Source organism: Novibacillus thermophilus, from assembly GCF_002005165.1.
Classification (GTDB): domain Bacteria; phylum Bacillota; class Bacilli; order Thermoactinomycetales; family Novibacillaceae; genus Novibacillus; species Novibacillus thermophilus.
Map to the genome: position 1 here is coordinate 1702233 of NZ_CP019699.1, position 24950 is coordinate 1727182.

Annotated in this window: 15 protein-coding genes; 14 read left to right on the forward strand and 1 reads right to left on the reverse strand. The window is 50.5% G+C overall.

The features are described from left to right. The first annotated feature begins 117 nt into the window (after window positions 1-117). Window positions 118-3015 carry an N-acyl-D-amino-acid deacylase family protein gene (locus tag B0W44_RS08520; RefSeq protein WP_077719690.1) on the forward strand — a complete coding sequence of 966 codons (2898 nt, stop codon included), beginning with the start codon at window positions 118-120 and terminating at the stop codon, window positions 3013-3015. 66 nt (window positions 3016-3081) lie between these two features. On the opposite strand, the gene B0W44_RS08525 is transcribed toward B0W44_RS08520, so the two are convergent. Next, window positions 3082-4098 carry an NAD(P)H-dependent amine dehydrogenase family protein gene (locus tag B0W44_RS08525; protein WP_077719691.1) on the reverse strand — a complete coding sequence of 339 codons (1017 nt, stop codon included), beginning with the start codon at window positions 4096-4098 and terminating at the stop codon, window positions 3082-3084. Window positions 4099-4425: 327 nt separating this feature from the next. Here B0W44_RS08525 and B0W44_RS08530 point away from each other — a divergent pair, with 327 nt between their 5' ends. The 13 genes from B0W44_RS08530 to B0W44_RS08590 all read left to right on the forward strand — a co-directional run bounded on the left by B0W44_RS08530 (window position 4426) and on the right by B0W44_RS08590 (window position 24902). Further along, window positions 4426-7233 carry a gamma-glutamyltransferase gene (locus B0W44_RS08530; protein ID WP_169835494.1) on the forward strand — a complete coding sequence of 936 codons (2808 nt, stop codon included), beginning with the start codon at window positions 4426-4428 and terminating at the stop codon, window positions 7231-7233. Between the two features lie 321 nt (window positions 7234-7554). After that, a complete protein-coding gene (locus tag B0W44_RS08535; RefSeq protein ID WP_077719693.1) occupies window positions 7555-8454 on the forward strand; it encodes a serine hydrolase in 900 nt (299 codons plus the stop codon). 64 nt (window positions 8455-8518) lie between these two features. Continuing rightward, window positions 8519-10489 carry an FIMAH domain-containing protein gene (locus B0W44_RS08540; RefSeq protein WP_077719694.1) on the forward strand — a complete coding sequence of 657 codons (1971 nt, stop codon included), beginning with the start codon at window positions 8519-8521 and terminating at the stop codon, window positions 10487-10489. A gap of 306 nt (window positions 10490-10795) precedes the next feature. Further along, window positions 10796-13117 (forward strand): M28 family peptidase, encoded by a 2322-nt coding sequence (locus tag B0W44_RS18970; RefSeq protein WP_269466624.1) that lies wholly within the window; start codon window positions 10796-10798, stop codon window positions 13115-13117. A 342-nt stretch (window positions 13118-13459) separates the two neighbouring features. Then, the gene (locus B0W44_RS08550) at window positions 13460-14503 is read left to right on the forward strand and encodes a TAXI family TRAP transporter solute-binding subunit (protein WP_077719695.1); all 1044 of its coding nucleotides are present in this window, start codon (window positions 13460-13462) and stop codon (window positions 14501-14503) included. A gap of 123 nt (window positions 14504-14626) precedes the next feature. Beyond that, window positions 14627-15172 carry a DUF1850 domain-containing protein gene (locus B0W44_RS08555; RefSeq protein WP_228441611.1) on the forward strand — a complete coding sequence of 182 codons (546 nt, stop codon included), beginning with the start codon at window positions 14627-14629 and terminating at the stop codon, window positions 15170-15172. Further along, complete coding sequence (locus B0W44_RS08560) at window positions 15165-17168, forward strand: TRAP transporter permease (protein WP_077719696.1); 2004 nt, start codon at window positions 15165-15167, stop codon at window positions 17166-17168. The genes B0W44_RS08555 and B0W44_RS08560 overlap by 8 nt, the downstream gene beginning before the upstream one ends. Window positions 17169-17299: 131 nt before the next feature. Beyond that, window positions 17300-18364 carry a sporulation integral membrane protein YtvI gene (gene ytvI / locus B0W44_RS08565; RefSeq protein WP_077719697.1) on the forward strand — a complete coding sequence of 355 codons (1065 nt, stop codon included), beginning with the start codon at window positions 17300-17302 and terminating at the stop codon, window positions 18362-18364. Between the two features lie 110 nt (window positions 18365-18474). After that, the gene (locus B0W44_RS08570; protein WP_077721304.1) at window positions 18475-18972 is read left to right on the forward strand and encodes a cation:proton antiporter regulatory subunit; all 498 of its coding nucleotides are present in this window, start codon (window positions 18475-18477) and stop codon (window positions 18970-18972) included. A gap of 7 nt (window positions 18973-18979) precedes the next feature. Beyond that, window positions 18980-20200 carry a cation:proton antiporter gene (locus B0W44_RS08575; protein WP_077719698.1) on the forward strand — a complete coding sequence of 407 codons (1221 nt, stop codon included), beginning with the start codon at window positions 18980-18982 and terminating at the stop codon, window positions 20198-20200. 295 nt (window positions 20201-20495) lie between these two features. Then, window positions 20496-23102 (forward strand): transglycosylase domain-containing protein, encoded by a 2607-nt coding sequence (locus tag B0W44_RS08580; protein WP_077719699.1) that lies wholly within the window; start codon window positions 20496-20498, stop codon window positions 23100-23102. Between the two features lie 120 nt (window positions 23103-23222). Further along, entirely contained in the window at window positions 23223-24239 is a 1017-nt protein-coding gene (locus tag B0W44_RS08585) for an ABC transporter substrate-binding protein (RefSeq protein ID WP_169835495.1), read from the forward strand. 81 nt (window positions 24240-24320) lie between these two features. Further along, a complete protein-coding gene (locus B0W44_RS08590; protein ID WP_169835496.1) occupies window positions 24321-24902 on the forward strand; it encodes a glycerol-3-phosphate acyltransferase in 582 nt (193 codons plus the stop codon). Window positions 24903-24950 lie beyond the last annotated feature (48 nt).

Genomic DNA, 24950 nt, shown 5'->3' on the forward strand with positions numbered 1-24950 from the left:
CTAAAACGTGAAAAGGGCGTCTGTAATCCGAAAATTCGGCTTATCAGACAGCCTCTGTTTTTAACGGTCGAATGAAAGTGGATCTAATTTCAGAGAAAGGATCGGGAGGAGGACGCTATGTCCAGGCTCAAGCGGCGAAGTTTCATTGCGGCCCTCGTTTTTGCCTTGTTGTGTGGAACGATCTTGCAAGTGCCGAATGGACAGGTCCGGGCCGAGGAAGTGAGCTTCGACACAATTATTCGCAACGGAACGATTCTCGACGGATCCGGACTTCCGCGATACGAGGCGGATATCGGGATACGGAACGGCACCATTGCGCGCATCGGCGACTTGGATGACGATACGGCAGGAACAGAGATAGATGCTGAAGGGCTCTTCGTGACACCGGGGTTTATTGACCTTCACAGCCATGCATCGACGTCAGCCTTGCAGGAAGCCAAAAGTTCCCTTACGCAGGGCGTGACGACAGAATTGTTGAATGTCGACGGAGGCGGGCCGACAGATCTTAACGAACGCTATGCTCTAGAAGAAGAAGGTCTCGGGATCAACATCGGGGCGTACATCGGGTTCAACTCTGTCTGGGAGGAAGTCGTCGGCCATGAAGACCGCCGGGCGACACAGGAAGAGATTCGCGAGATGCAGTCCCTCATCAGCCAAGCGATGGAGGACGGCGCCTTTGGCGTGTCTGCGGGGCTGTTTTACCGGCCAGCCTACTACGCGGACACGGATGAGGTGATTGAGGTCGTAAGTGCCGCGAGGGAGTGGCGGACGAACTTCCCGCACCACATTCGCAACGAGAACAACGAAGTGGTGGAAGCGACAGCTGAAACGATAGACATCGGGGAAAAAGCTGGACTTCATCCTCACATTACCCACATGAAGGTGATGGGCCCAGACAACTGGGGAAAATCAGTGGAAACGATTGGACTGCTCGAAGAGGCAAATGCCCGGGGGACTTACGCGACAGCAGACGTGTATCCCTATTTGCGCAGTCAAACGGGGTTGACGGCCATCGTGCCTCCTTGGGTTGAGGAAGGCGGATGGGAGGCGATGTTAGAACGCTTCGCCGATCCGGAACTTAGGCCCCAGATCGCACAAGAAATTGAACAAATTATGCACAGCCGTGTCCAAAGCGCAGCCGATGTGTATTTTCCGACCAAAAGAAGAACCCTTGCCGATTACGTGGAAAAGGGCTTCGGCTACGATGGAACGGGGAAGCTGCTTTTAGGATTTCTCAACTTTGATTACGACAACGGCGCAACGTTCTATATAGACGAGATTGCAGTCACGAATGCAGAAGGAGAGACGGCCTTCGCGTACGACTTTAGCGGCAACGACGGAGACGCCTGGGATCCGGAAGCGTTCGGCGACGAACTGTTCTCCTACCCGTCGAATGCCGTCAACTACAGGATTGAACAAAATGCCGGGCGAGTCGAGATCGCTGAAAGGCAGCAAGGGAATGCCAGTGCTTACGGCAAGGTCGAGGCCAACATGGAAAGTTTGGAAAACAGTGAGGCCTTGATGCGTTTTCGCGTTGAGGAGGTAGGGAATAATCAGCGTCTCCGGTTCTGGTTGCAGGCGGATGAATTTAGTTCGGGAAGTTCTTTTCCCGTAAATGGGTACGGTGTTGAGCTGCACCTTGGAACTGACCAATTCATTTTGTACGGAAGAGAGGATGGCCGCTCCACCCATTTCGGAAGCGTTGACGCCAACATGACGACGGACTGGCATTGGTTGAGAGTCCGTGTGCAAGACGGTGAGCTCGCCGTTCGCCTCTGGAAGGACGGTGTAGATGAACCTGCAGAGTGGGACATGGTACAAGACATTCCGGTTCCAGGAGATGACGAAGGGGAGGAAGAACTGACTCCTGGAGAAGCGACGATGCGCCTGTTGGAGACTGAAGGCAATCTGAGAACGATCTATAATTTCGGTCACGAAGACGACCTTAAACGCATTATGCAATTCCCGATGACGGCCATCGCGTCAGACGGCGGTGCTACCACATCAGATAGTGTCCACCCGAGAAGGTACGGAACACAACCGCGTGCGCTCGGTTTGTACGTCAGGGATAAAGGGTATTTGGAATGGGAAGACGCCATTCGAAAAATGACAGGGTTACCTGCTACGATCATCGGCATGACGGACCGCGGATTTATTGCGGAAGGTATGGCCGCGGACATCACGGTATTTGACCCCGAAACAGTGGTGGACAGAGCGACATTCGACGATCCCAAACAGTACGCTGAAGGCATTGAGTATGTGTTCGTCAATGGAGAATTAGCTCTGTCTGAAGGAGAATTAACCGGAATACAAGCCGGTCAAGCATTAAAGCGGGCTCCTAACATGCCGAGTCGCCCGATGAATCCGTCAGAACCGATTCACGTCGAAGGGACGGGGGACTTGCTGCCGATGGATGCGACCGGGACTGAATCAGCCTTGCAAGTGGACTATTCTGTCGGCCAGGATCCAGACGCTCGGAAGGCAGAAGGACATTTCCGCATCCGTGATGAAAAGTATGAACTGAATTTTGAAGCAGAAAGTTTTGGAAAAATGCAAGTGGCCGACGGATGGGTCAGCTTTACCGGTCGGGGGACGTTGAACGGGAACGAAGAGCGGACGTTTTTAGTGATTATCGACGAACACGAGCCTTTAGTCGATGACGAACGGCCAACGGTGACGGTTCAAATCGAAGGAATGGACGACATACGGGGATTTTTAGGCCAGGCAGATGAAGAACCTTCAAGCGTTGAGCTCATGAGGAAACTGATTGGGGACTTTGCCGATGAAGGAGAAATTGCAGACGACACGACCGTGCGCCAGTTGCACACGCACTTGGCCGCTGTAGAGCGGTACGAAAAGACCGAAAAAACGGACAAAGCAGTCAAACACATGGAGGGCTTTAAACAATTGCTCTCTTATCTGGAAGAACGTGAGATGATTTCAGGTAATGCCGCAACGATACTCTCGCACCACGCCGATCAATTGATTGCCAAGTGGCGTCAGGCGATCGATTGAGGCAAAAACACCCCCCTCAGACAGCGAGAAAGCCTGTCATGAGGGGGATTTTTTTACCTTCTGCGATTAGTTCTCGCCGTGATAGGGCTCTTTCACCAGCTGTACGTTCCGCGGCAAGCCGATGTCGGCCATTGTTTTCAATCCTCTGACCGGTGTAGCGTGTAACAGCTTGCTGCAGTTGATGGCGATGGCAGCGGTAGCGGTATCCCCGTATATCCCTCCGGGGACGACCAGTTTTCGAGTTTCGTCGCCGTGTATCACTATTTCGTCCACTTGGTCTATCCCCGTCGCCATCACTAAGTCTAAAGCGATCGTTATACCTTCTGCCGTTTGACCCGTAGATGTTTGGTGCAGTCCAGCCACTTTATGGTCGTCTTGCTCAGACAGGGTCGGCTCAAGGCTGTTTTTAACGTTGCGGAGCTGTAGGTTTAATCCGTACGCAATGAGGCGAACGGACTCTTCTAAACCGACATGGCCTATCTTCTGTTCTGCAGCTAACTGGTTAAAGGTGTCGATTTCCAACCCGACCCCCACCTTTTTTTGCAGGGGAAGACGCCGTTTGGAGACGTCGACCCGCCTGGAGATTTGAATCGCCGTGATGTCACCGATCACCGCAGACAGGCAAAGTGCCAGCGTGTCCATGACAAATCCCGGATTTACTCCGGTCCCGAGGACCGTCAAGTGTTTGTCTTTGGCATACGTGTGGATTTCTTTTGCGAGAGAAGGGTATCGATCCCAAGGGTAAGAAAGTTCTTCGCACGTCGACACGACCGAAAAGCCGCAATCCAGCAACCCTTTTATTTGTGGCCAGACGCGTTTCAGATCAGATCCTGTGGCATGAATGGCAATGCCGCCTGTGGGCCCATCCTGTTTTTTTACGAATTCCTCCAGGGAGGAAACGACGGAGATCCCCGTTTTTTCCGTACTGGTCAGAAGTCCAAGATCTCTGCCAGCCTTTTGGGGGTCGATGTCGACAGCGCCGATGACGTTCACGTCAGGAGATTGAAGACACTTCTTCGCAATTTCTAAACCGATCGGCCCCAGGCCGTAGGACAGTACATTCACAGGCTGAGGTTCGTGCATCGCGTTGATCCACCTTCCAGTAGAAGTTAATAGAGTACTTATTAAAACTACCATTTAGGCGCCATAAACAGAAATATAAGTTTTTTATATCCTTATAAGTAATCTCTATAAATCTGACGGTTTTATCGGAGCAATTAATAAGTAAATGTTATAAGGATATAATAAATATGTAATTTTAAAACATTCAATCAAATGGTAGGCTTTAATTAAAGTGTTCTACTCATTTCGTAGAGGAGGGATTACAAGCTTACACACGTTTTTGAAAATATACGGGCTTTGAAATTATAAGGGAGAATTTTAAAGTTATACAGAGGGAGGAGAATGTGGATGCCACCGAAACACTTAAAACGCATCATCTGCACGTTTCTTGTCACGGTGTTGCTGCTGGCAACTCCTTTCACTGCATTTGCCGGGGACCCGGGAGATCCCCGCCAGGAGCCGGCAGCAGTCGGTAACGGGGGAGCCGTTGCGACGGAGCACGTAGAAGCGTCTCAGGCAGCAATTTCCATTTTAAAAAAGGGCGGTAATGCTGTCGATGCTGCTGTGGCTGCGGCAGCAGCACAAGGGGTGACGCGTCCCTACTCCGGCGGGATTGGCGGAGGCGGGTTTATGCACATTTATTTAGCAGATGAGGATCGTTCCGTCATTCTGGACCACGTGACCGAGACGTCGGAAAACTTCGGTCCCGAGTCGTATATCAACCCGGAAACGGGAACGCTGTATCCCAGTAATATCCGAAGTTCCAGTGGCATGGCAACGGGTATTCCCGGGGCGGTCAAGGCGTGGGAACAAGCTTTAGAAGAGCATGGCACGATGTCGTTAAAGGAAGTGTTACAGCCGGCTATCGAGATCGCGGAAAAAGGGTTTCCCGCTGATCCCAACTTCATCCGCGAAACGGCTGAAAATGCCGACCGGTTCAGGTTGTTTGAAAGCACAAAAGAGCTCTACCTCGACGAAAATGGCGACGTACCGGAACCGGGCACGATCATGAAAAACCCGGACCTGGCACAAACGTACCGGTTAATTGCGGAACACGGTAGCGACATTTTCTACGAAGGGGAGATTGCGGAAGCGATCATCGACACGATCCACAATCCACCTGTGGTTGAGAATCCGGAGCACGAAGTTTTGGCGGGGAACATGACGATGGACGACTTGCGCAACTACGAAGTCATACGCCGCGATCCGACACACATCCGTTATCGGGGGTACGACGTTTACAGTGTTCCTCCGTCATCGAGCGGAGTGACGGTGAGCCAAATATTGAATATTTTAGAGGCGTACGACCTTGCCGATATGCCCAAAACGAAAGCGCTCCACTACTTCCTTGAGGCGTCGAGGTACGCTTTTGCTGATAGGAGTGCGTACTTGGGGGATCCTGCCCATACGTTAGTCCCGGTAACCGGATTGCTTTCCAAAGGGTATGCAGCAGAGCGCCGACAGAAAATCAGGGATGATTACGCTTCAATTGGACAAGTCGCACCGGGTAATCCGTGGCCCTATGAAGAAGATCCTGACAGACAACCGGACCCGCCTCCGGAGGATAGCGTGGCGTTTCACTATGACTTTAGCGGCAACGACGGCGATCCGTGGGATAAAACAGTGTTTGCCAATCTTCATTCTTGGCCGAGTACCCCGGCTGGCGCCACATTCCGTATCCAGCAAAATACGGGTCAAGTCGTACTCGACAACAGGCAACAGGGGAACGGCAGCGCTTACGGACGTGCAACACCGGACATGCGCCCGTTGCAAGAGAGCGAGCTGCTGGTGCGCTTTCGATTCGATGAGTTGGGGAATGACCAGCGGTTGAGGTTGTGGATTCAGGCAGATGCCTTTAGTTCCGGCAGTTCGATGGCGGAAAACGGTTACGGCGTCGAATTGAACGCAGAGACGAAGAGATTAATCTTGCGCGGCAGGGAAAACGGCAGTTCGACCACGTACGGCAGCATCGACACTGATTTGACGACTGACTGGCACTGGTTGCGGTTGCGGGCACAAGGTGATCAGCTGTCCGTACGACTTTGGCATGGCGAAGAAAATGAGCCCGATGACTGGGACATCGTGCATCAGCTTTCAGAGGAAGAACAGGCCCATCACGCATGGGGGAAGGTGTTGTTAAGCTTTATTAACTTTGACTACGACAGTGGCAACACGATCTACCTCGACGAAGTAACCGTCAACGATTTGAGCAGTGGGGCGCAACATGAGAAGGAGCTTGAAGGAGCAGGTGCTTCTGAAGGGGAGGACAGTGAAGAGCCGACCGAAACCATCCACCTGTCCGTGAGTGACCGTGACGGCAATATCGTCAGTTATACGAGTACGATCAACAGCATAGGCGGAAACGGGATGGTCGTTCCCGGTTACGGTTTTCTGTTAAACAACGGCTTTTCCGGACGCATCCCTTCCCAAGATCCGGATCATCCAAACTATCCTAGACCGGGGCTGCGGATGTTGAGCGCCATGTCACCAACCATCGTGACGAAAGACGGCGACCCTGTCATGACGGTCGGGGCTCCTTCGAGTAACCGGATCATTACGACGATTGTCCAAATTATCATGAACAAGCTGGATCTCGGCATGACGCTGCCGGAAGCGATTGCTGAACCGCGTCTGTCACAGCGAAACTTAAGTGACGCAAAAGCAGAGTATGAAGAAATTTTCTTGGATGAATACGGGACGTTGCTAGACGAACTGGAAGCAATGGGACATACATTTAAACCGGATACCGCTGTTCAAGGCATTAGTGCGGCCACCGGTTTGGAATTTTTGTCGGACGGGAGCGTGCGGGCTGCGGCAGAGCCGACAAGGAGAGGCGGAGGCAGTGCGATGGCCATCGACATGGAGGACATAGAAGAGCCCCCTTCTGAAGAGACGAGTGTGGCGCACATGAAGGCACTTGTCGAGCGCTTCGTAGATGAGGGCGAAATCAAGCGCTCCGAAACGGCTCGGCTGCTACAGACGCATTTGACGGCCGTAGGTCATTACGAAGACACGGGAGCGTTGGATAAAGCAGTTCAGCATATGACGAGTTTTAAACGGCTCCTTGATCACCAGCTCGGAAAAGAAGAGATCTCGGAGTATGCTGCGGACACACTTAAGAGCCACGCAGATCAGTTAATCGAGAAGTGGCAGTAAATTCATTGCGCATAAACGGAACCCTGTGGCAAGGAACACTTGCCACAGGGCGATTTATCTAGGGGATGGAAATACGAGAGAGTTGTTTCTCTCAAAGGTCGGAGGTGAAATGGGGCGGGAGAACACCGTCCCATTTTTGTCGAGGAATGTTTACCGGCTCGACGTGTTGATCAGCTGGGGATTATAAGCTGCGGTTATATATTTATAAAAATATAATATTTCAAAAGATTATAGTTAAAACGTAAGATGGAGGTAGACAATAGATGGAGGCGAGTTTGTCTCCTTTGTTTTGGTGACTAAGTTTAAAAAAGGAGGCTCTGTATGCGTAAACCGATTAAACGATACGGCTGGCTCATTTTTGTCTGTTTGATGGTGTTAGGCCTGTGCGTGCCTATGGCAAGTGGACAATCGGACCATTTTGCGGCACTAAAGGAAAATGTCGAACAGATTGCGAATTCCCTCGATACTGGGGAAATCGCGGTTTTCATCGAGACAAGTGAAGGAACAATTGCCATGAATGAAACAGACGTGATGTCTGCCGCTAGCACGATCAAAGTTCCCATTCTAGTTGAAGCCATCAAGCAAGCGGAGCAAGGGGATCTGTTTTGGGATGATGAAGTGGTCGTAGAGGAGTCGGACGCCGTCGGTGGAAGCGGTGTCATCAAAGATATGGAACTGCCCCAGACCTTTACCGTCCGTGAATTGGCGGAGCTGATGATCACAGTCTCGGACAATACAGCTACGAATATGATCATGGAACGGGTGGGGTTTGATGAAGTCAACTGGGCCTGTATTGAAATGGGATGTGTCGACACAGTGTTGCAAACGTCAATCTACACCTCCATGCCGCAAGACCGCGGTCCGCACAATTATTCAAACGTGAAAGACATGGTGACCATCTTGAAAGGGGCGAATGAAGGAGGCTTTCTTTCCCCGGAGGGAAGAGAGGAATTTTTAAGCATTATGCGGGATGCCAATCAAGCCAGGTTGTCCGAGTATCAAGATCCGGAGCGCCATAAAGACATTCTCGTCGGCCGTAAAGGAGGTTCTACAGCCAGCCCGAGAGTGCTGCACGATGTCGGCATTTTTACGCTGGGGGATGAACATGTCTACGCTGCCGTCTTTACAAAGGACGTACAACCTAGTATCGCGACCCCCACTATAGGTGAGATCGGCAGAAGTATCATGGATTACATGGTTGAGTTCGATTCAACGGAGTAGATGGGGTCGCATCCAGCAGAATGGACCAAAGCTATTTTGAGCGAAATTTTTTGGGGGAGTCCATATGTCTAAAGGGTTGAAAAGAATCGTGATCGTGGCAATTGCTTTCTTGCTGTTGCCGGGGACAGTTTTACACATGCCTGCCGGACAAGCTCAAGGAGAAGATGTTGAAACCGATTTGGTCGATTTTGTACCTGCTTGGGTCAAGGAAGGCGGGAGATCCGAAATGTTGAAGCGGATGGTCGATCCTGAACTGCGGGTGTCAATCGAGGCAGAAATTAATGAAATCGTCCAGGAGCGGGTAGAAAGTGTTTCCGATATCCGTTTTCCGGAACTGGGGGATACGCTTGAGGATTGGATGAAAGACTTCGACCGGGAGACAAACTTCGACTACGAAATTGAGCCGGGACAAGCACTTTTCAGCTTCGTCAACTTGGACTACAACAAGGGGAATGCGCTCTACGTTGACGAGTTCACGGTTCATGACCTGGATAAAGGAACAACGGCTTTCCACTATGACTTTACAGGTGACGACGGTGACACGTGGGACCCTGCCGCGTTCGGCGATGACCTTTTTGTATACCCGAGGAATCCGGATGCCGTGAGGTACAGTATCGAAAACAATACCGGGAAAATGGAGGTCGATGCACGGAGGCAGGGAACAGCCAGCTCCTATGGGAAACTGACGCCTATCATGGACGATCTAGACAACAGTGAAGTGCTCATGCGCTTTCGAGTGGATGCATTAGGAAGTACGCAGTGGTTGAGAGTGTGGATTCAATCCGATCAGTTCGGCTCTGGTAGTTCGTTTGCTCAGAACGGTTACGGAATTGCGCTGCATCTCGGGACAGACGAGTTAGCCTTGCAAAGAAGGGAAGACGGTTCTACAACCAAACTGGACGGCGTGTCGGCCAATATGACGACGGATTGGCATTGGTTGAAACTACGGGCCGCCGACGGCAAGGTTTCTGTCAGACTGTGGAACGAAAACGAAGGGGAACCTGAGGATTGGGACATAGAATACGATATTCCGGAAGTGAAGAAAAAGGCCATGTTCAGTTTTGCGAACCTTGACCGAGATGACGAAAGCACATTTTATATCGACGATCTCGCGGTGGAAACACCATCTGAAAACGATCCTGTCTTCAAATATGACTTTAGTGGCGAAGACGGTGCTGAATGGGACGCGGAGGCTTTTGATCAACTTGACGCCTATCCGGACTCGGACGATCCCAATGGCGTCACATACAGCATTGAACGAAATACCGGTAAGATTGAACTCGGAAAACAGCGCGACGCTCTAAACGCCTCTTACGGAAAAGTCGTACCCAATATGGGGAACCCGATGGACAGCGATTTATTGGTGCGCTTTCGCACCGAAGAGGTGGGGCATGACCAGTGGATGAGGGCGTTTGTTCGGGCAGATGAATTTTTCGACGGCAATTCTTCGCCCCGAAACGGTTACGGCATTGAATTAAACCTGAAAACAGACCAGTTGACGATGTTCAAAATGGAAAACAAAAATACGTACCGTTTAGGTCGGATTGACGTCGATATGACGACCGACTGGCATTGGTTGAGATTGCGCGTTCAAGGTGACGAACTCGCTGTCCGCCTCTGGAGAGACGGTGAAGAGGAACCTGCTGATTGGGACCTCATGCATGAAGTGAGTGACAGCGTGTCTCCCGGTGAGGCGATGATGCGTTTGCTGATGTTAAGGGGGAATGTGACAACTATCTACACCCCGATGGAATCCGAGGAACCCGTTGAGCCCTCTATCGAGCAGATGATACAGCAGGTTGAGGAGTTTTGGGATCAGGGAGCTATTGCACGTGATGAAACGGCCAAGCATTTGAAGACTCACTTGTCGTCGGTGGGGCACTATGAAGGAATCGGGTCTACAGAGAAGGCAGTCAAACATATGGAGAGCTTGATAAACTTGTTGGAATATCAGAAAGAAGAGGATTTAATCTCGAACGAAGCGTATGAAACCCTTAAAGATGGCGCTGAAACGTTGATTGCGGCGTGGCAGTAGAAGAGAGTGAGACGTAAACGAACCCCTTGCGGCAGGCGTGTCCTGTCACGAGGGGTTCGTAATCGGCTTGATGATCCCTTTATATTTTATATATTAACTGAAATTATATCAATATAATTTTAAATTATTAGTTATTTAGAAAACCTTTTGCTAGAATAATATACGAGTGGAAGAACAAATTTGTGAGAAACGGGAGGTGACAGAGGAAAGGGTTGATACAGTCCCAACCTTTTAGCTGATTATTTGTGACAGTTTTTTAGACAGCGGTTTCATACTTTGAGAGAAAGAGAATCGAGGAGGGTCATGATGCATAAGAAGCGTGTTTGGAAACGGACAGTCCCTTTACTTGTGGTGTTGTCGTTGTTGCTGACGTTGAGTCCGCTGACTGGACTGGCGGCGCAGACCACTCCTGAGGAGCCGCCGACGACTGGGTTTGAGGACCGCAATGGCGAGAGTCCGACGACGCATGAAGAGGAGTTAGCATTTCTAGAAGAATTGGCGACAAAGTCAGAGCGGGTCACGTACTCCCAGATCGGGAGTTCTGTTGAAGGTCGGCCCATTCATTTGGTTCGAGTAGGTTATCCGGAACCGCCGTCGGATGAAGAGATTGCCGCTGGAAGGAATATCTTGATTATGGGTACACCGCACGGCAATGAACCGGCTGGGCGGGAGATGACGTTGAAACTGATGCGGGATTTGGCCTTCACCGAGGAACCGGAGTTGCTGGACTTTTTGAATGAAGCGACGGTTCTGTTCGTACCGACGCCGAACCCGGATGGCCGGGAAGCGAATACACGCGGAAATGCGTGGGGCGTTGACAATAACCGTGACCACCTTAATTTGGAAACACCTGAAATGCAGGCAATCGCGGGAGTGCTGAATCAGTTCCACCCGGACATCACGGTAGATGCCCATGAACGTCCCAGAGCTACTGGAAATCCGGACATCGAAGTGTTGTGGCCGCGGAACTTGAACGTGGACGAAGAGTTGCGTGCGTTAAATATTGAACTGGTACAGGATTACATGCGTCCGGACATTGAAGCAGCCGGCTTTTCGACTGGTTTGTACGGCACCCCCGGTGGAGCCGGCGGCGGCGATGAGCGGATTTTGCGCAATATGGCCGGTCTTCGGCACGGGTTAGGCATTTTGACCGAGACGGCGGGTCAACAAGCTCTGACGGACCGAGTTGACGCGCAAATGGAAGCGGCCCAATCAATTTTACGCTTTTACGTGGAGCGGTTTGACGACGTGGGGGAAGTGGTGACAGAATCCCCTCAGCGTAAGGCCGCGGAAGGCGCAGATCCGTCAGTGCCCTTCTACTTAGATGGTGCAGACAACTGGGAGCCGACAAACGTGCTGGCCCCAAAACCGTGTGGGTATCTCCTCACCTCGTCCCAAGCCGAAGCGATCAGTCGGCATATGGAATTATTCTCGATAGAGACTGAGAGAATAGGCGAGGATGTTATATCCGTCGGCATGAACCAGCCGATGATGACCGTCGTGCCCTTTTTGGTGGACGAACGGGCCGCATACAACGAAGTCGAGGGCTTGCCGCTGTCTGACTGTTCACGTACAGCTGAGAGTATGAAAGCACTCGTCGAGTATTTCGAAGATGAGGGCGAAATCTCGAGTCCCGAAGCCGCTCGCCTGTTAAAGACGCATTTGACCGCTGTCAGCGTTTATGAAGGTAAAGAGCAAGCGGAAAAAGTCGTCAAGCATCTGGAGAGCTTGAAACAGCTGCTCAGCCATCAGGAGGAAATTGGACACCTTTCCGACAGGGCATCTCACATCCTCGTGAATTATGCTGATCACTTGCTTGAAGAGTGGGCCGTCGATTTTGACGCCCAACGGGCAGTGGATCACATTCGTCATTTAAGTGTAGAAATAGGGCCGCGAGTAGCTGGGACTGATGAAGAAAAACAGGCTGCCGAGTATATAAAAAATGAGTTTGAACGTCACGGATATGAAGTGTCTACCCAGGAGTTCGAGATTCGTGACGACCAAACCTCCCAAAACGTCATTGCCGTCAAAAAGCCCGAGAACATTGAAAACCCAGAAATTGTGTATGTCACTGCCCACTATGACAGCGTTCCGGACTCTCCTGGAGCAAACGACAACGGGTCGGGAACTGCTACTCTCCTCGAGTTAGCGAAAATTATGAAACACCTTCCTGTCAATAAAGAAGTGAGATTTGTTGCTTTTGGCGCAGAAGAGATCGGGTTGGTCGGTTCGAGATACTATGTCAGTCAACTGTCTCAAGAAGAAATGGATAGAAGCGTCGGCAACTTTAACATGGATATGGTTGGAACGAATTGGGAGCCGGCGACTCAACTCTACGTCAATGTCGTTGACGGAGAACCGAACCTCGTGTGGCAATCCGCACGAGCAGCCGCCGATAGACTCGGCAACGACACCCTTTTCCTCTACCAGAGGGGGGCTTCCGATCACGTGGCGTTTCACGAAGTGGGCATAGACGCGGCGAACTTTATCTGGAGAGAACCTGGAACGGCCAGCTTAGAACCGTGGTACCATACAGCTCAAGACACGATAGACCGAATTAGTCCTGAGAAAATTCAGATGGTTGGAGAGCTGATCAACTCCGCGGTATCTGACCTCATCCGTGAGTAAGCTGCTGAAAAACAGTCGGTACTGCGTTTTACGGACCTGTTGTTCAAACGACAAAGAATGAGAATGGCGTTGAGTTCCACATGGGGGCAGGCGATCCTGCCCCCTGCGCGCGTAAATGGAAAAGTTGCGAGATTTATAAGGTGAAGTTATAATTATATAACAATTATATATTTATTTACATAAGAGTTAAGTGTTATACTTTAATCGATATTGTACTAAAAATGATAGTGGAAAGAAGTGTGCGGGAGGGGGATTATACAAGCATGTTATAAGGGGTCAAGAACAAAGAGGGGTCACACACGACGATGCGAAACTGGAAAAAGAGTACGGCATTAAACAGATATGGAGAAAAAGGGGGAGTTTTATTTGAAGTATGTAAAAATTACCGGACTTCTGTTTATCATTTTCGCTTTGGCTCTCGTTGGTTGTGGAAGTTCCCAAGATGACAGTGGTGCTGACAGCAATGAAGGGGCAGAAGAGACGGACGCGGGTAGTGAAGACGTCGTAGAAGGGGATACGCCGGACTTTTTAAGCATGTTGACGGGTGGAACGAGTGGCACGTATTATCCGCTCGGCGGTGAAATGGCTTCCATTATCACGCAAGAAACTGGGATTCAGACAGATGCCGTGTCTTCCAACGCATCAGCGGATAACATAATGGCTGTGCACAACGGTGAAGCGGAGCTGGCCTTTACACAAACAGATGTAATGGCCAATGCCGCAGAAGGAGTCAACGCATTTGACGAACCGATTGAAGATGTTTTGGCCATCGGGTCACTTTACCCGGAAACGATTCAGATTGTCACGACTGCCGATTCAGGTATTAACAGTGTGGAAGATTTGGCGGGAAAAACGGTATCTGTCGGAGCCCCCGGTTCGGGAACGTATATCAATGCGGAACAGATTTTGGAAGTTCACGGGATGACGATGGACGACATTGACGCTCAAAACCTTGACTTTGGTGAATCGACCGGCGGAATTCAGGATGGAAACATTGACGCTGCCTTTATTACGGCCGGTACGCCTACAGGTGCAGTAGAAGGTCTAACGGCGACGACGGACATTTCAATCGTTCCTGTTGCGGCTGATAAGGCAGAAGCATTGATCGAAAAGTATCCGTACTACGCAACCGATGTCGTGTCTGCTGGAACATACGGTCTGGAAGAAGACGTGGAAACTGTTGCCGTTTTAGCGATGTTAGCTGTAACGGACAGCTTGTCTGAGGATCTCGTGTACGACATAACGAAAGCCATTTACGAAAATACAGAGAACATGTCGCATGCCAAAGCGGAATTCATTCAGGTAGAAACGGCCTTAGACGGGATCGGTATTGACCTGCATCCCGGAGCAGAAAAGTATTTCACTGAAGCGGGAGTGCTCGAGTAATAGCGGATGAATCTAGTAAATAAGAGACCGGCTGTCAATCCTAAGTGTAGGCACTTGCGGTCGGTCGTTTCTATTTTTTTATGTTGACTGGGACGTAAATTGTCCGTTTCGGAGTCTCATTAGGTGATCCCTTTGCGTGTATTTTCTCGAAAACTGTTACGGCTCGCTGTCCCCATTATGTTGGTTGCGCTATGTGGTATTGTATGGTTTCTCCCTTTGCGCACCGCACTGGTGTTTTATAAAGAGAACACGAATCGTATCCAGGCCTTTCTGCCTGTTGAGCCTGGGGAGACCTTCCAGATTGTGTTCAAACACTCTATCCATTTAACCGATGTCATCGAAAAGTACCGGGTGACGGAGGATCTCAAGATTGAACAGTACGAATTCGTGTTTGAAGAATTTGGTATTGGCATGCCTTCTAACGCTGGAGAAGGCGAGGAGTTTGTCTACGATGACGGAAAATACCACATTCAAAATATGTCAAACGTATTCCCTTCGTTAAATATTCGGAACGGAAAAACTGTTTCCGAACACCGCCTCATATGGGGTGATCAAGGGGATAAGATGGTCTGGTTTAATGAATACTTTGATTCTGGAGCTTGGTTTACTGTCAAGGTGGAAAGGCTGACAGCATGGGAATGTGTGAAAGGGGTGGAAATACGTGAGTGAAACACCAGATCGAGTTCAATTGTCTGAAAAGGAACAGGAAGAACTGCTTAAAAAGTACGATGCCGAAGCGAGAACTCGCCAGTTAACAGGAATTGCAGCAGGGGTCGTCTTCGTAACTCTCATCGCCTTTTCCCTGTTTCAAATATACACGGGAGCATTTGGTCAATTTACGGCGTACATTCAACGAACCGTTCACTTAGGATTTGCGTTGTCGCTCATTTTCTTTTTGTTTCCTGCCCGGCGCAAAACGAAGAAGGAAAGTGTACCGTGGTATGACTACATATTGATTTTATTGTCTATCGTGGTTTGTGGCTACTGGCCGGTCTTTTATGAGAGCCTCGTTCAACAAGTCGGCGGTGTCAGCCAGACGCAGATGATCATCGGGTTATTGGCCGTCTTACTGGTGTTAGAGGCGGCGCGGCGGGCTGTCGGGCTCCCGATCGTCGTCATTGCGAGTCTGTTTGGCATCTACGCCCTTTTTGGTCCGAACATGCCGGGCATGTTGGCCCACCGGGGCTTAAGTTTAGAGCAATTTGTTCACGCCATGTTCTTTACGACAGAAGGCATCCTCGGCACGCCATTACAGGTTTCTTCGACGTATATTTTCTTGTTTTTGCTGTTCGGCGCCTTTTTGGTCCAAACGGGTGTTGGAAATTATTTCAACGATTTAGCGGTATCCCTTGCCGGACGACGTATTGGCGGCCCGGCGAAGGTGGCCATTTTTTCCAGTGCTCTGAACGGAACAATTTCCGGAAGTTCCGTTGCCAATACGGTCACAACCGGATCTTACACGATCCCAATGATGAAGAAATTAGGATACCGGCCGAACTTTGCCGGTGCTGTAGAAGCGGCATCTTCTACAGGTGGTCAAATTATGCCGCCGATCATGGGAGCTGCCGCGTTTCTCATGATTGAATTCGCCGGTGTCGGATATTGGGAAATTGCGAAAGCGGCCACCATTCCCGCTATTTTGTATTTCTCCGGCATCTGGATTATGACCCATTTTGAGGCGAAGCGTTTAGGATTACTTGGGCTGTCAAAAGACCAGATTCCGGACAAAGCCGTCGTTCTTAAAAAAATACACCTTCTGTTGCCAATTGTGGCCATCGTCTTCTTCTTGTTCCAAGGTTTCAGTATTGAAAGGACAGCATTGTACGGCATCGCCATCACGATTGTCGTAAGTGTGTTCAGGAAAGATACGAGGATAACGCCCAAAAAATTCATTCAAGCTTTAACAAGCGGTGCCCGTACCGCGTTAGGTGTAGCCGCAGCTACCGCATGTGCCGGCATCATCGTCGGTGTTGTTACCAAAACAGGCCTGGGGTTAAAATTGGGCAATAGTCTCGTAAGCTTGGCAGGAGCCATTGCTTCCTCGGCAGATGTGCAATTGATGTTGACACTTGTCTTTACGATGATCACATCCATTATATTAGGAATGGGATCGCCCACAACCGCAAACTACATCATTACGTCAACGATCGCCTTACCCGCCATTGTCGCGTTAAATACAGAACTGGAAGTGGCGATTCCAATCCTGGCGGCCCACATGTTTGTGTTCTACTTTGGAATTGTGGCCGACATCACTCCGCCAGTTGCACTGGCTGCCTTTGCAGCGACGGGAATCTCTGGCGGCGAACCGATCCGTACCGGTGTCAATGCCTCCAAACTGGCCATTGCCGCCTTTATCATTCCATACATGTTCGTCTTACATCCCCAGCTGTTGATGATTGATACAACTCCTTTAGAAATCGGTAGGGCTTTGTTGACGGCCATGTTAGGGATGATCGCCATCGGAGCGGCTATGATCGGTTACTGGTATCGGGAGCTGAATTGGCCTTTTCGGACGATTGCGGTCGTAACCGGATTGTTGTTAATTTATCCGGAAGGTTATACTGACTTGATTGGCTTAGGAATTTTTGTCCTGTTCGTTGCGTATCAGATCACATTGAATCGCCGCGCACCTGCTCAGAAGGGTCAACAGCAGGCAGGAGCATAAATGTGTCGATCGTGACACCCCGCTGGCCATGGTCGGCGGGGTGTTTGACACGTTTAAAAACGTATATCCAACGAATGAAAATTAAGATATACTAGTAGAGAAATTGTAAGCGAAAGGTGATAAGGTCGTCCATGACGTTGCTTCCGATCTCCGGGAAAAAGATCGTTTTGTTATTGCTTGCTGTCGCGGCTTGCATCGTTTTGTACATTTACTTTCCTATGTTCGTGCCCTTTATTCTGGCTTATCTCACGGCGTTGTTGCTGGAACCCCTCGTCAAAGCGGCGCAAAAATACTTGAAACTGCCGAAACGGTTACCGGCCGTCACGATCGTGTTTACGCTGTTTCTGGCATTTACCGCCCTCGTGCTTTACTTTGCTGTCACCAAACTCGTCCGAGAGACGGTGAACTTTGTCAACCAGCTCCCGTTTTACATTACAGAGATTCGCCTGTTGATGGACCGAGTGATTCTCGATTTTTACGACCGGATCTCAGACATCCCCGAGAGTGACTTACTGGTCGCCGAGCTGGAAAGGCAGAGCCAGATCCTCGTGGACAAAGCTCAATCTCTCATCGAACAAATTTTGCCAACTGTGACGTCTTTTGTTCAGGACGTATCGAACTTTGTCGTCGTGGCGTTAATCTACCTCATTGCCCTTTTTCTGGTCAGTTTGGATCTGCCGAACATCAAGTCAAAATTTTATCACGTGTTCAAAGAAGAGACGGGACAAAAAATCCGCTACGTCTTCAGTCAAATTGGCAGAGTGTTTACCGGTTTTTTTAAAGCTCAGTTTTTGTTGAGTTTGGTCGTCTTCGCCCTTTCTTACATATGGTTGAAGTTAGCAGGATCGCCGCACGCGCTCATTATGTCAGTGTTGATTTGGCTCATTGACCTCATTCCGGTTATTGGCTCGATTGTCGTGTTGGCGCCGTGGGCCCTGTACACATTCATCGTCGGGGACACGGCTTTTGGCATCCAGCTGTTGTTGCTTACCGCCACAATTATTGTGTTCCGACGGGTGTCGGAGCCTAAAGTGATGGGGCACCACATCGGACTGTCCCCGTTGGCGACATTGATGTCGCTCTACTTCGGCTTGTACGTGTTTGGGGTCGTCGGCTTAATTGTCGGGCCGCTCATTGCCATTGCCATCCGGGCCGCCGTGGAAGCCGAAATCATCAAACTGAATGTCAAACTGTAACATCGTGCAAGGAGGATTCTGTTTGAAACCCCGTTTTCGATTCCCTATAATGAGTGTGAGCACTCAGTTGGTATGTTCAGAGGCGAAGCATTTAAAGGAGTGAATGTTTGTTGGACATAAGGGAAAGCGACCTTCCAGGCATTGGACGAAAATTTGAGATATTGACCCACAACGAGGACAAAGTGGTCATTGTCGTTCACGACGACGGGAGAAGGGAAATTTACCATTTTGATGAAGATGATCCTGACGAAAGTATTTCGAGTGTCACGTTCAACGATTCCGAATCACGGCAAGTGGCGGCTATCCTTGGAGGTATGATTTACAAGCCAAAAGCTCTTGAATCCGTTGAGTTTGCTTTTGACGATTTAGTGTTCGAATGGTTTAAAGTGGAGAAATATGCACCGGCAGTCAATAAAACGATTGGTGAAATAGATTTTCGAAATCAATACGGGGTGACGGTAATTGCCATTGTCAAAAAGAACCTCAAAAAGTTGCTCAACCCAGGTACAGAAGCCGTCATCGAAGCTGGGGATACGGTTGTCATATGCGGTGAGAGAAGAGAATTAAAAGCCGTCATCAAGCAGTTGTTATCCAATAAAGAGGATTGATTGTTGGATGGAGCAAATGGTTTTTGAGGTCGGAGTCGCGCTCGTTTTAGTGGCGATTGCATCTGTCATCGCCGGGAAATTGAAATTCTCGATCATTCCCTTTCTCATTTTAGTCGGCATGTTGGTTGGCCCGCATGCCCCAACCATTGGGATCATTGACTTGACATTTGTAGAGAGTGCTGAGATTATTAGTTTTCTCGGGCAAATCGGGGTTCTGTTCTTGCTGTTCTACCTTGGGCTGGAATTTTCAGTAAACAAACTGGTTCAATCGGGTCCCTCCATTATTTTTGGCGGGACTGTTTACGTCGTACTGAATTTTGTGTTTGGTTTAGCATACGGGTTTGTGATGGGCCTTCCGTTATATGAAACGCTGATCATTGCCGGAATGTTGTCTGTATCCTCTACGGCCATCGTAGCGAAAGTACTAGTCGATCTTAGGCGTACCGGTAATCCGGAAACAGAATTAATCTTGGGCATGATCTTGTTTGACGATATATTCCTGGCTGTCTTCCTGTCCGTCATGTCTGGATTGCTTCTCGGCGGGGCGACTTCGGCGGGAGGAACCGTCCTTTCCGTCCTCATGTCTATCGGATACATGTTGGTGTTTTTCGTCATCGCGCGAAAAGGGACCCCTGTTTTGAACAAGCTCCTCAATATAACGTCCGATGAAATATTTATAATTGTAGTGTTTGCCGCCTTGTTTTTCGTCGCGGGTTTTTCAGAGACGCTGTATGTGGCGCAGGCGATTGGCGCGTTGCTGTTCGGGCTCGCTTTGTCTGAGACAGAACAGAGTAAGCGGATAGAAAGACTAGTCACACCGTTCCGGGACTTTTTCGGAGCGCTGTTCTTCTTTAGTTTTGGATTGACGATTGACCCTCTATCGCTCGGTGGAGCCGTCTGGATGGCGTTGGGAGCAGTCGCATTGACGATTTTAGCCAATGTCGTGGCGGGTATGATTGCCGGGAGAAAAGCAGGGTACTCACATAAAGCGTCGTCCAATATCGGCTTGACGATTATGGCTCGCGGGGAATTCACCATTATTGTGGCGAACTTGGGCATATCGGCTGGCCTGGCATCAATCATAAAGCCGTTTTCTGCCCTTTACGTCCTCATCTTAGCGATTTTAGGGCCGTTGTGTGCTAAAGAATCGAAGCGGATTTACCGTGTGTTGAACAAGGTCTTTAAGTGGAGCGAGAAGCAGGAGAAGGGGAAACGGACCGAACAGTAATTGCAGTGAGACATCCGGTTCTTCGCGGAATCGGTTTTTTTTGATCACAATGCGCCAGGATAAACGATCAGGAAATCGTACTGAAACCGTTTGAGGCGACATACGTCTTACATAAAAACGTACAAAATTGCCGCATGGTACCGAAAAACGGCGATGATCGGTAGTGTTGAACGGTTTGAGCGAACTTATCCTGACAGAATACCGTTTTTCATTGGTAGATTGGGTTTCTAATGTCAAAATGGTTGTCGCCATTCCCGCCGTGTTGGGGTAGAATGCACTGCAGGAGGTATGCCCCGTGAACGACTCAACACGTTCTTACGCCAATCGCAAGGCGTTAAAAGGGCGCAGTAGAAAGGAACGTTTCAACAAAAAGGACAAGGCCAAAAAACGACGTCTCTTCAATATAAAGTGGATTTTGCTCGTCATCGTCGCCACAGTTTTCCTCGTGATGGGAGGATGTTCCGCCGTCATTTTGGCGGGAAATTACGTAATAGACGAGGACAAGTTGACGATGCCCCAGACGTCTGTCTTTCTCGACGACGAAGGGAACCAGTTCGGGCAATTGGCTGAAGAGGACCGTGAATACGTCGAGTTAGACGAAATGCCGGAGTATTTGGGGCAAGCGTTTATCGCAGTTGAAGACCGGCGTTTTTACGACCACTACGGCGTGGATCCCCGCGCCATTCTCCGCGCCATCTGGGTCGACTTAAAGACGTGGAGCTTGAAAGAGGGAAGCAGCACGATCACGATGCAGTTGGCGCGCAATGTCTTTTTGACAAATGAAAAGGCGTTTAGCCGCAAAGTAAAAGAAGCGATGATTGCCATTAATTTGGAATTGAACTATTCGAAAGACCAAATACTGGAAATGTACTTAAACCAAATTTTGTTTGGTCACGGTAAATACGGTGTGGAGACGGCAGCCGATTGGTATTTCGGAAAGACAGTGCGGACCAACGGTGAGAAAGAAACGATTAGCCTCAGTGAAGCGGCGATGTTGGCAGCCATCCCGAAAGCGCCGAGCACGTATTCTCCTAAATCGAACATGGACAAAGCCATTGAGAGGCGCAACCTCGTTTTGGAACTGATGGAACAAGAAGGATTTATCACGGCTAAAGAAAAAGAAGAAGCGATGGCAGAAGAAATCGAAGTGGTGGAGCACGAAGGGGGCAACAAGTACGACGCCTATCTGGACCTTGTCCGCCAAGAGGCGGCGGAACGGTACGGACTGAGTGAAGATGAATTAAACCGCGGCGGGTTTAAAATTTACACGAACTTGAACCGCCAAGCGCAAGAAGCGGTGGAAAAAGCGTACAGTGACGATGACTTGTTTCCGCCCGACGGCGAGTACGGGAAGGTTGAGAGCGGGTTGACGATGCTGGATCCAGAGACGGGCGAAATCGTGGCTGTAGCAGGCGGCCGAGATTACGAGGGCCAAAATTTTAATCGCTCATATGACGCGCGCGTGCAGCCGGGATCGGCGATGAAGCCCCTTGTCACGTACGCGCCGGCCATCGAGTTCAAAGGGATGAAACCGTACGACACTGTGGAAGACCGACCGATCGAGGGGAACGACGGCCAGCCGTGGCCGAAAAACGCCGGCGGCACGTATCACGGGACGACGTACATGATCGATGCGCTGAAGCATTCGTACAATGCAGCGGCGGTGCGCACACTGCGTGATGTTGTCGGCGTGAAAACCGGATACGACTTTGCCACGAGTCTCGGGATGAACATCGAAGAAGAGCTCAGCGCTGACGATGCTTACAGTTTGACCCTTGGAGCGAATACGGCGACGACGGTGGAGATGGCTCAGGCGTACAGCGCCTTTGCCAACCAGGGAGTGTTAGTGGAAGCCCACGCGATTAACAAGATTGAAGGACCGGACGGTGCCGAGGTCCGGGTGGACGATCCGGAAGTGAAAGAGGTGATGAGTGCCCAAACGGCGTACTACATGACGGAGATGCTGAAAGCAGTCGTCAATGAAGGGACGGGGACTCGGGCGCGCATCCCCGGCAGGGAAGTGGCTGGAAAAACGGGGACGACAAACGACAGTACGCGCATCTGGTTTGTCGGCTACACGCCGCAATACGTGACGGCGATATACATGGGAAGAGACGAAGACCAGGAACACGAGGTCGGGGAGAGCAGCGGTGGCCCGCGGGGACCTGCGGCGCTGTTCGCCCGCGTGATGGCGGAAGCACTGGAAGGCATGCCGGCCGAGAGCTTTGCCAAACCTGAAGGCGTAGAGAAAGTGCGCGAACCGATACAGTTAACGAAAATTACCGACCTCAGGGCGAGCTATGACGCAGAGGCGCAAGCGGTCACTCTCGGATGGACGGCTGAGGACGACCGGGTGCGATACAACGTATACCGCATAAAAGGAGAATCGACAGAAGCCGAATTGATCGGGGAGGCGGACGGTGGCCGCTTTACCGACAGCAAGATAGAAGTTCCTGAAAAAGACGGTGGTCTCTCCGAACTCTTCGGACAGTTGGCAGGAGGAATCACGTACCACTACTACGTCGTCCCCGTTAATCCGGAAACGGGGGAAACAGGGGAAGAATCGAACACAGCGACGGTTGTCATCACGCCTCCGGAAGGGAGCGAACCGCCTGAAGAGGATCAAGAAGAAGAGGACGTCGATGAGGAACAGCCTTCTGAACAGGAAGGACCACCTGATGAAGGTGAAGGCAATGGAAGAGGAAACGGCAATGAAAGGGGGCCTGATCATCCAGGTGACGGAGATGGTTCAGACGACGGGTCTCCGGAAGACGAAGACACCCCTGATGAAGGAGACGGAAACGAAGGGAGGGACGCCAATCCTGGAGACAATCCAACAGGCCGAGGGGGAAACGGAACAAACCGCATCCCCGGAACCCTTTCGGAGGGCAAAGACAGGTGACGTCTCTTCCGGTTGATTCCTTGACCCCTCCAATCCGGGGCGTGTCGCAATACGAGGTGAGGTAAATCCCGGAATCTTCTGATTCCGGGTTTCTGTCTGCAAAAGGGAAGGAAGATAACTGTGAACGCCTATAAGCTTGTGTCGACCGTTGTACTCGTACTCACTTTAATCAGCTGTTCAGCTGAGCCCAATGAACCGCAAACATTGCCGGAGGCCGAACGGGGAGGCAGCGGACATCTACGGGTGTGGATCGCAAGTGACCACCGCGTGCCGGATATTTTTGACAATTTTACGTCGTCTACCGGCATTTCAGTTCAAACGGAGTTCGGCACTCAGGAGGAGCTGAAACGCCGTGTACAGGAAAGTAACGGGAACCCGAGTGCAGATTTATTTTGGAGCGACAATGCCCTCGATCTCGCTTTATTAGCAGCACAGGGGGTTTTTGAGCCGTACGTGTCTCCTTTTTCTGAGACCCTTCCTGACGACGCCCGGGACCGTGACGGGTTGTGGCACGGTGTCACCGTTCGACGGTTGGCGCTGGTCTACAATGCGGCATCTTTTCCAGATGGCGTACCGGCAAAGGTCGAAGAATTGATCCACTGGCAAGAGGATTTGACGGTTCCTGCTGTTTCTTCACCATTGTGGTACCGATTGCTCGTGGATGTGGCGGCGCTGGAAGGAGAAACGGAACTCCGGCAATGGGTTGAAAGGGTAAGGGAAATGTCTTTAACGTTTTCAGAAGACTTACAGCCAGGTGTAAACGGAGTGCTCGACGGGACGGTTTCGCTGCTTTTCACAACGGCTGACGCCGCTCTTCAGGAAGTGAACAGGCGGGAGCAGCAAAAGAATGTCGACATCCGCATCCAACCGCTCGGTTCCAGCCATGCGGATTCCATTGACATCGTGACCGGAGTCGGCATTTTACGCGGGACCGATAAAAAAGAAGCTGCGCAGCAATTGGTGGATTTCATGCTTCAACAGCACAACCGTCAAAATCTGGCGCTTAAGTTTTCACACGATGACCTCCTTGATCCGGATTCCAGTGATGCTGTTTGGCGACTCCACCCGAACGAAATGGCGCATCTCATGCCGCTCGTCGAACGTTACTGGCTGACGAACGTCGACGAATCATCATGAAGGCGGGACAGCTCTCATATGATGGAGTAGTAGTGGAAAGAGTAGTCGGTCGAGGTCGCGGGTTGGAGGTGGATGGCCGGGATGAAGTTCATCTTTTTGGTTCTGTTTTCTTACCTGCTGGGGTCAGTTCCTGCTTTCTGGTTGACAGGCGGCCGGGGGCGACAACTTTTTTCCAGGCGTATGCCCCTTTATTACACCGTCGGGATAAAGCGCAGTTTGGCGATGACAGGCGTAGACTTTTGCAAAGGGTTTTTGGCTTGCCTCATCGGTCTAATTGTAGCCGGATGGGGCGGCGCCTGCCTTGCCGCCATCGCTGTCAATGTCGGGGCTGTATTTCCGTTGTTTAACGGTTTTCAACAGACAGGAAGTACCGTAAGAACTGCCACCGCCGCCGGGGCACTGCTCGTCTTAAGTCCGTGGTTGCTGTTGGCGGGACTTTTCACATTCGTTTTCGCTCTGTTTGTGACCCAGTACTTGTCGCTTTCGGTCGTCCTCAGTACCTTGACCGTGCTGATCCTCGTCATCGTGTTTCCACCGGTTTGGTTTGTGTTTCTGGCCATTGTATTGCTAGGGATCGGAGTCTTGTATCTGTCTTGGGAGAGTGTGTTGCGTTTTGTCAAGGGGCGGGAACCCGTGTTTCCGATTCGCCGCTGGATTCGATAGGAAACATTTGTTTGATCTGTTGCCCCATATCGTTTATAATAATTTCGA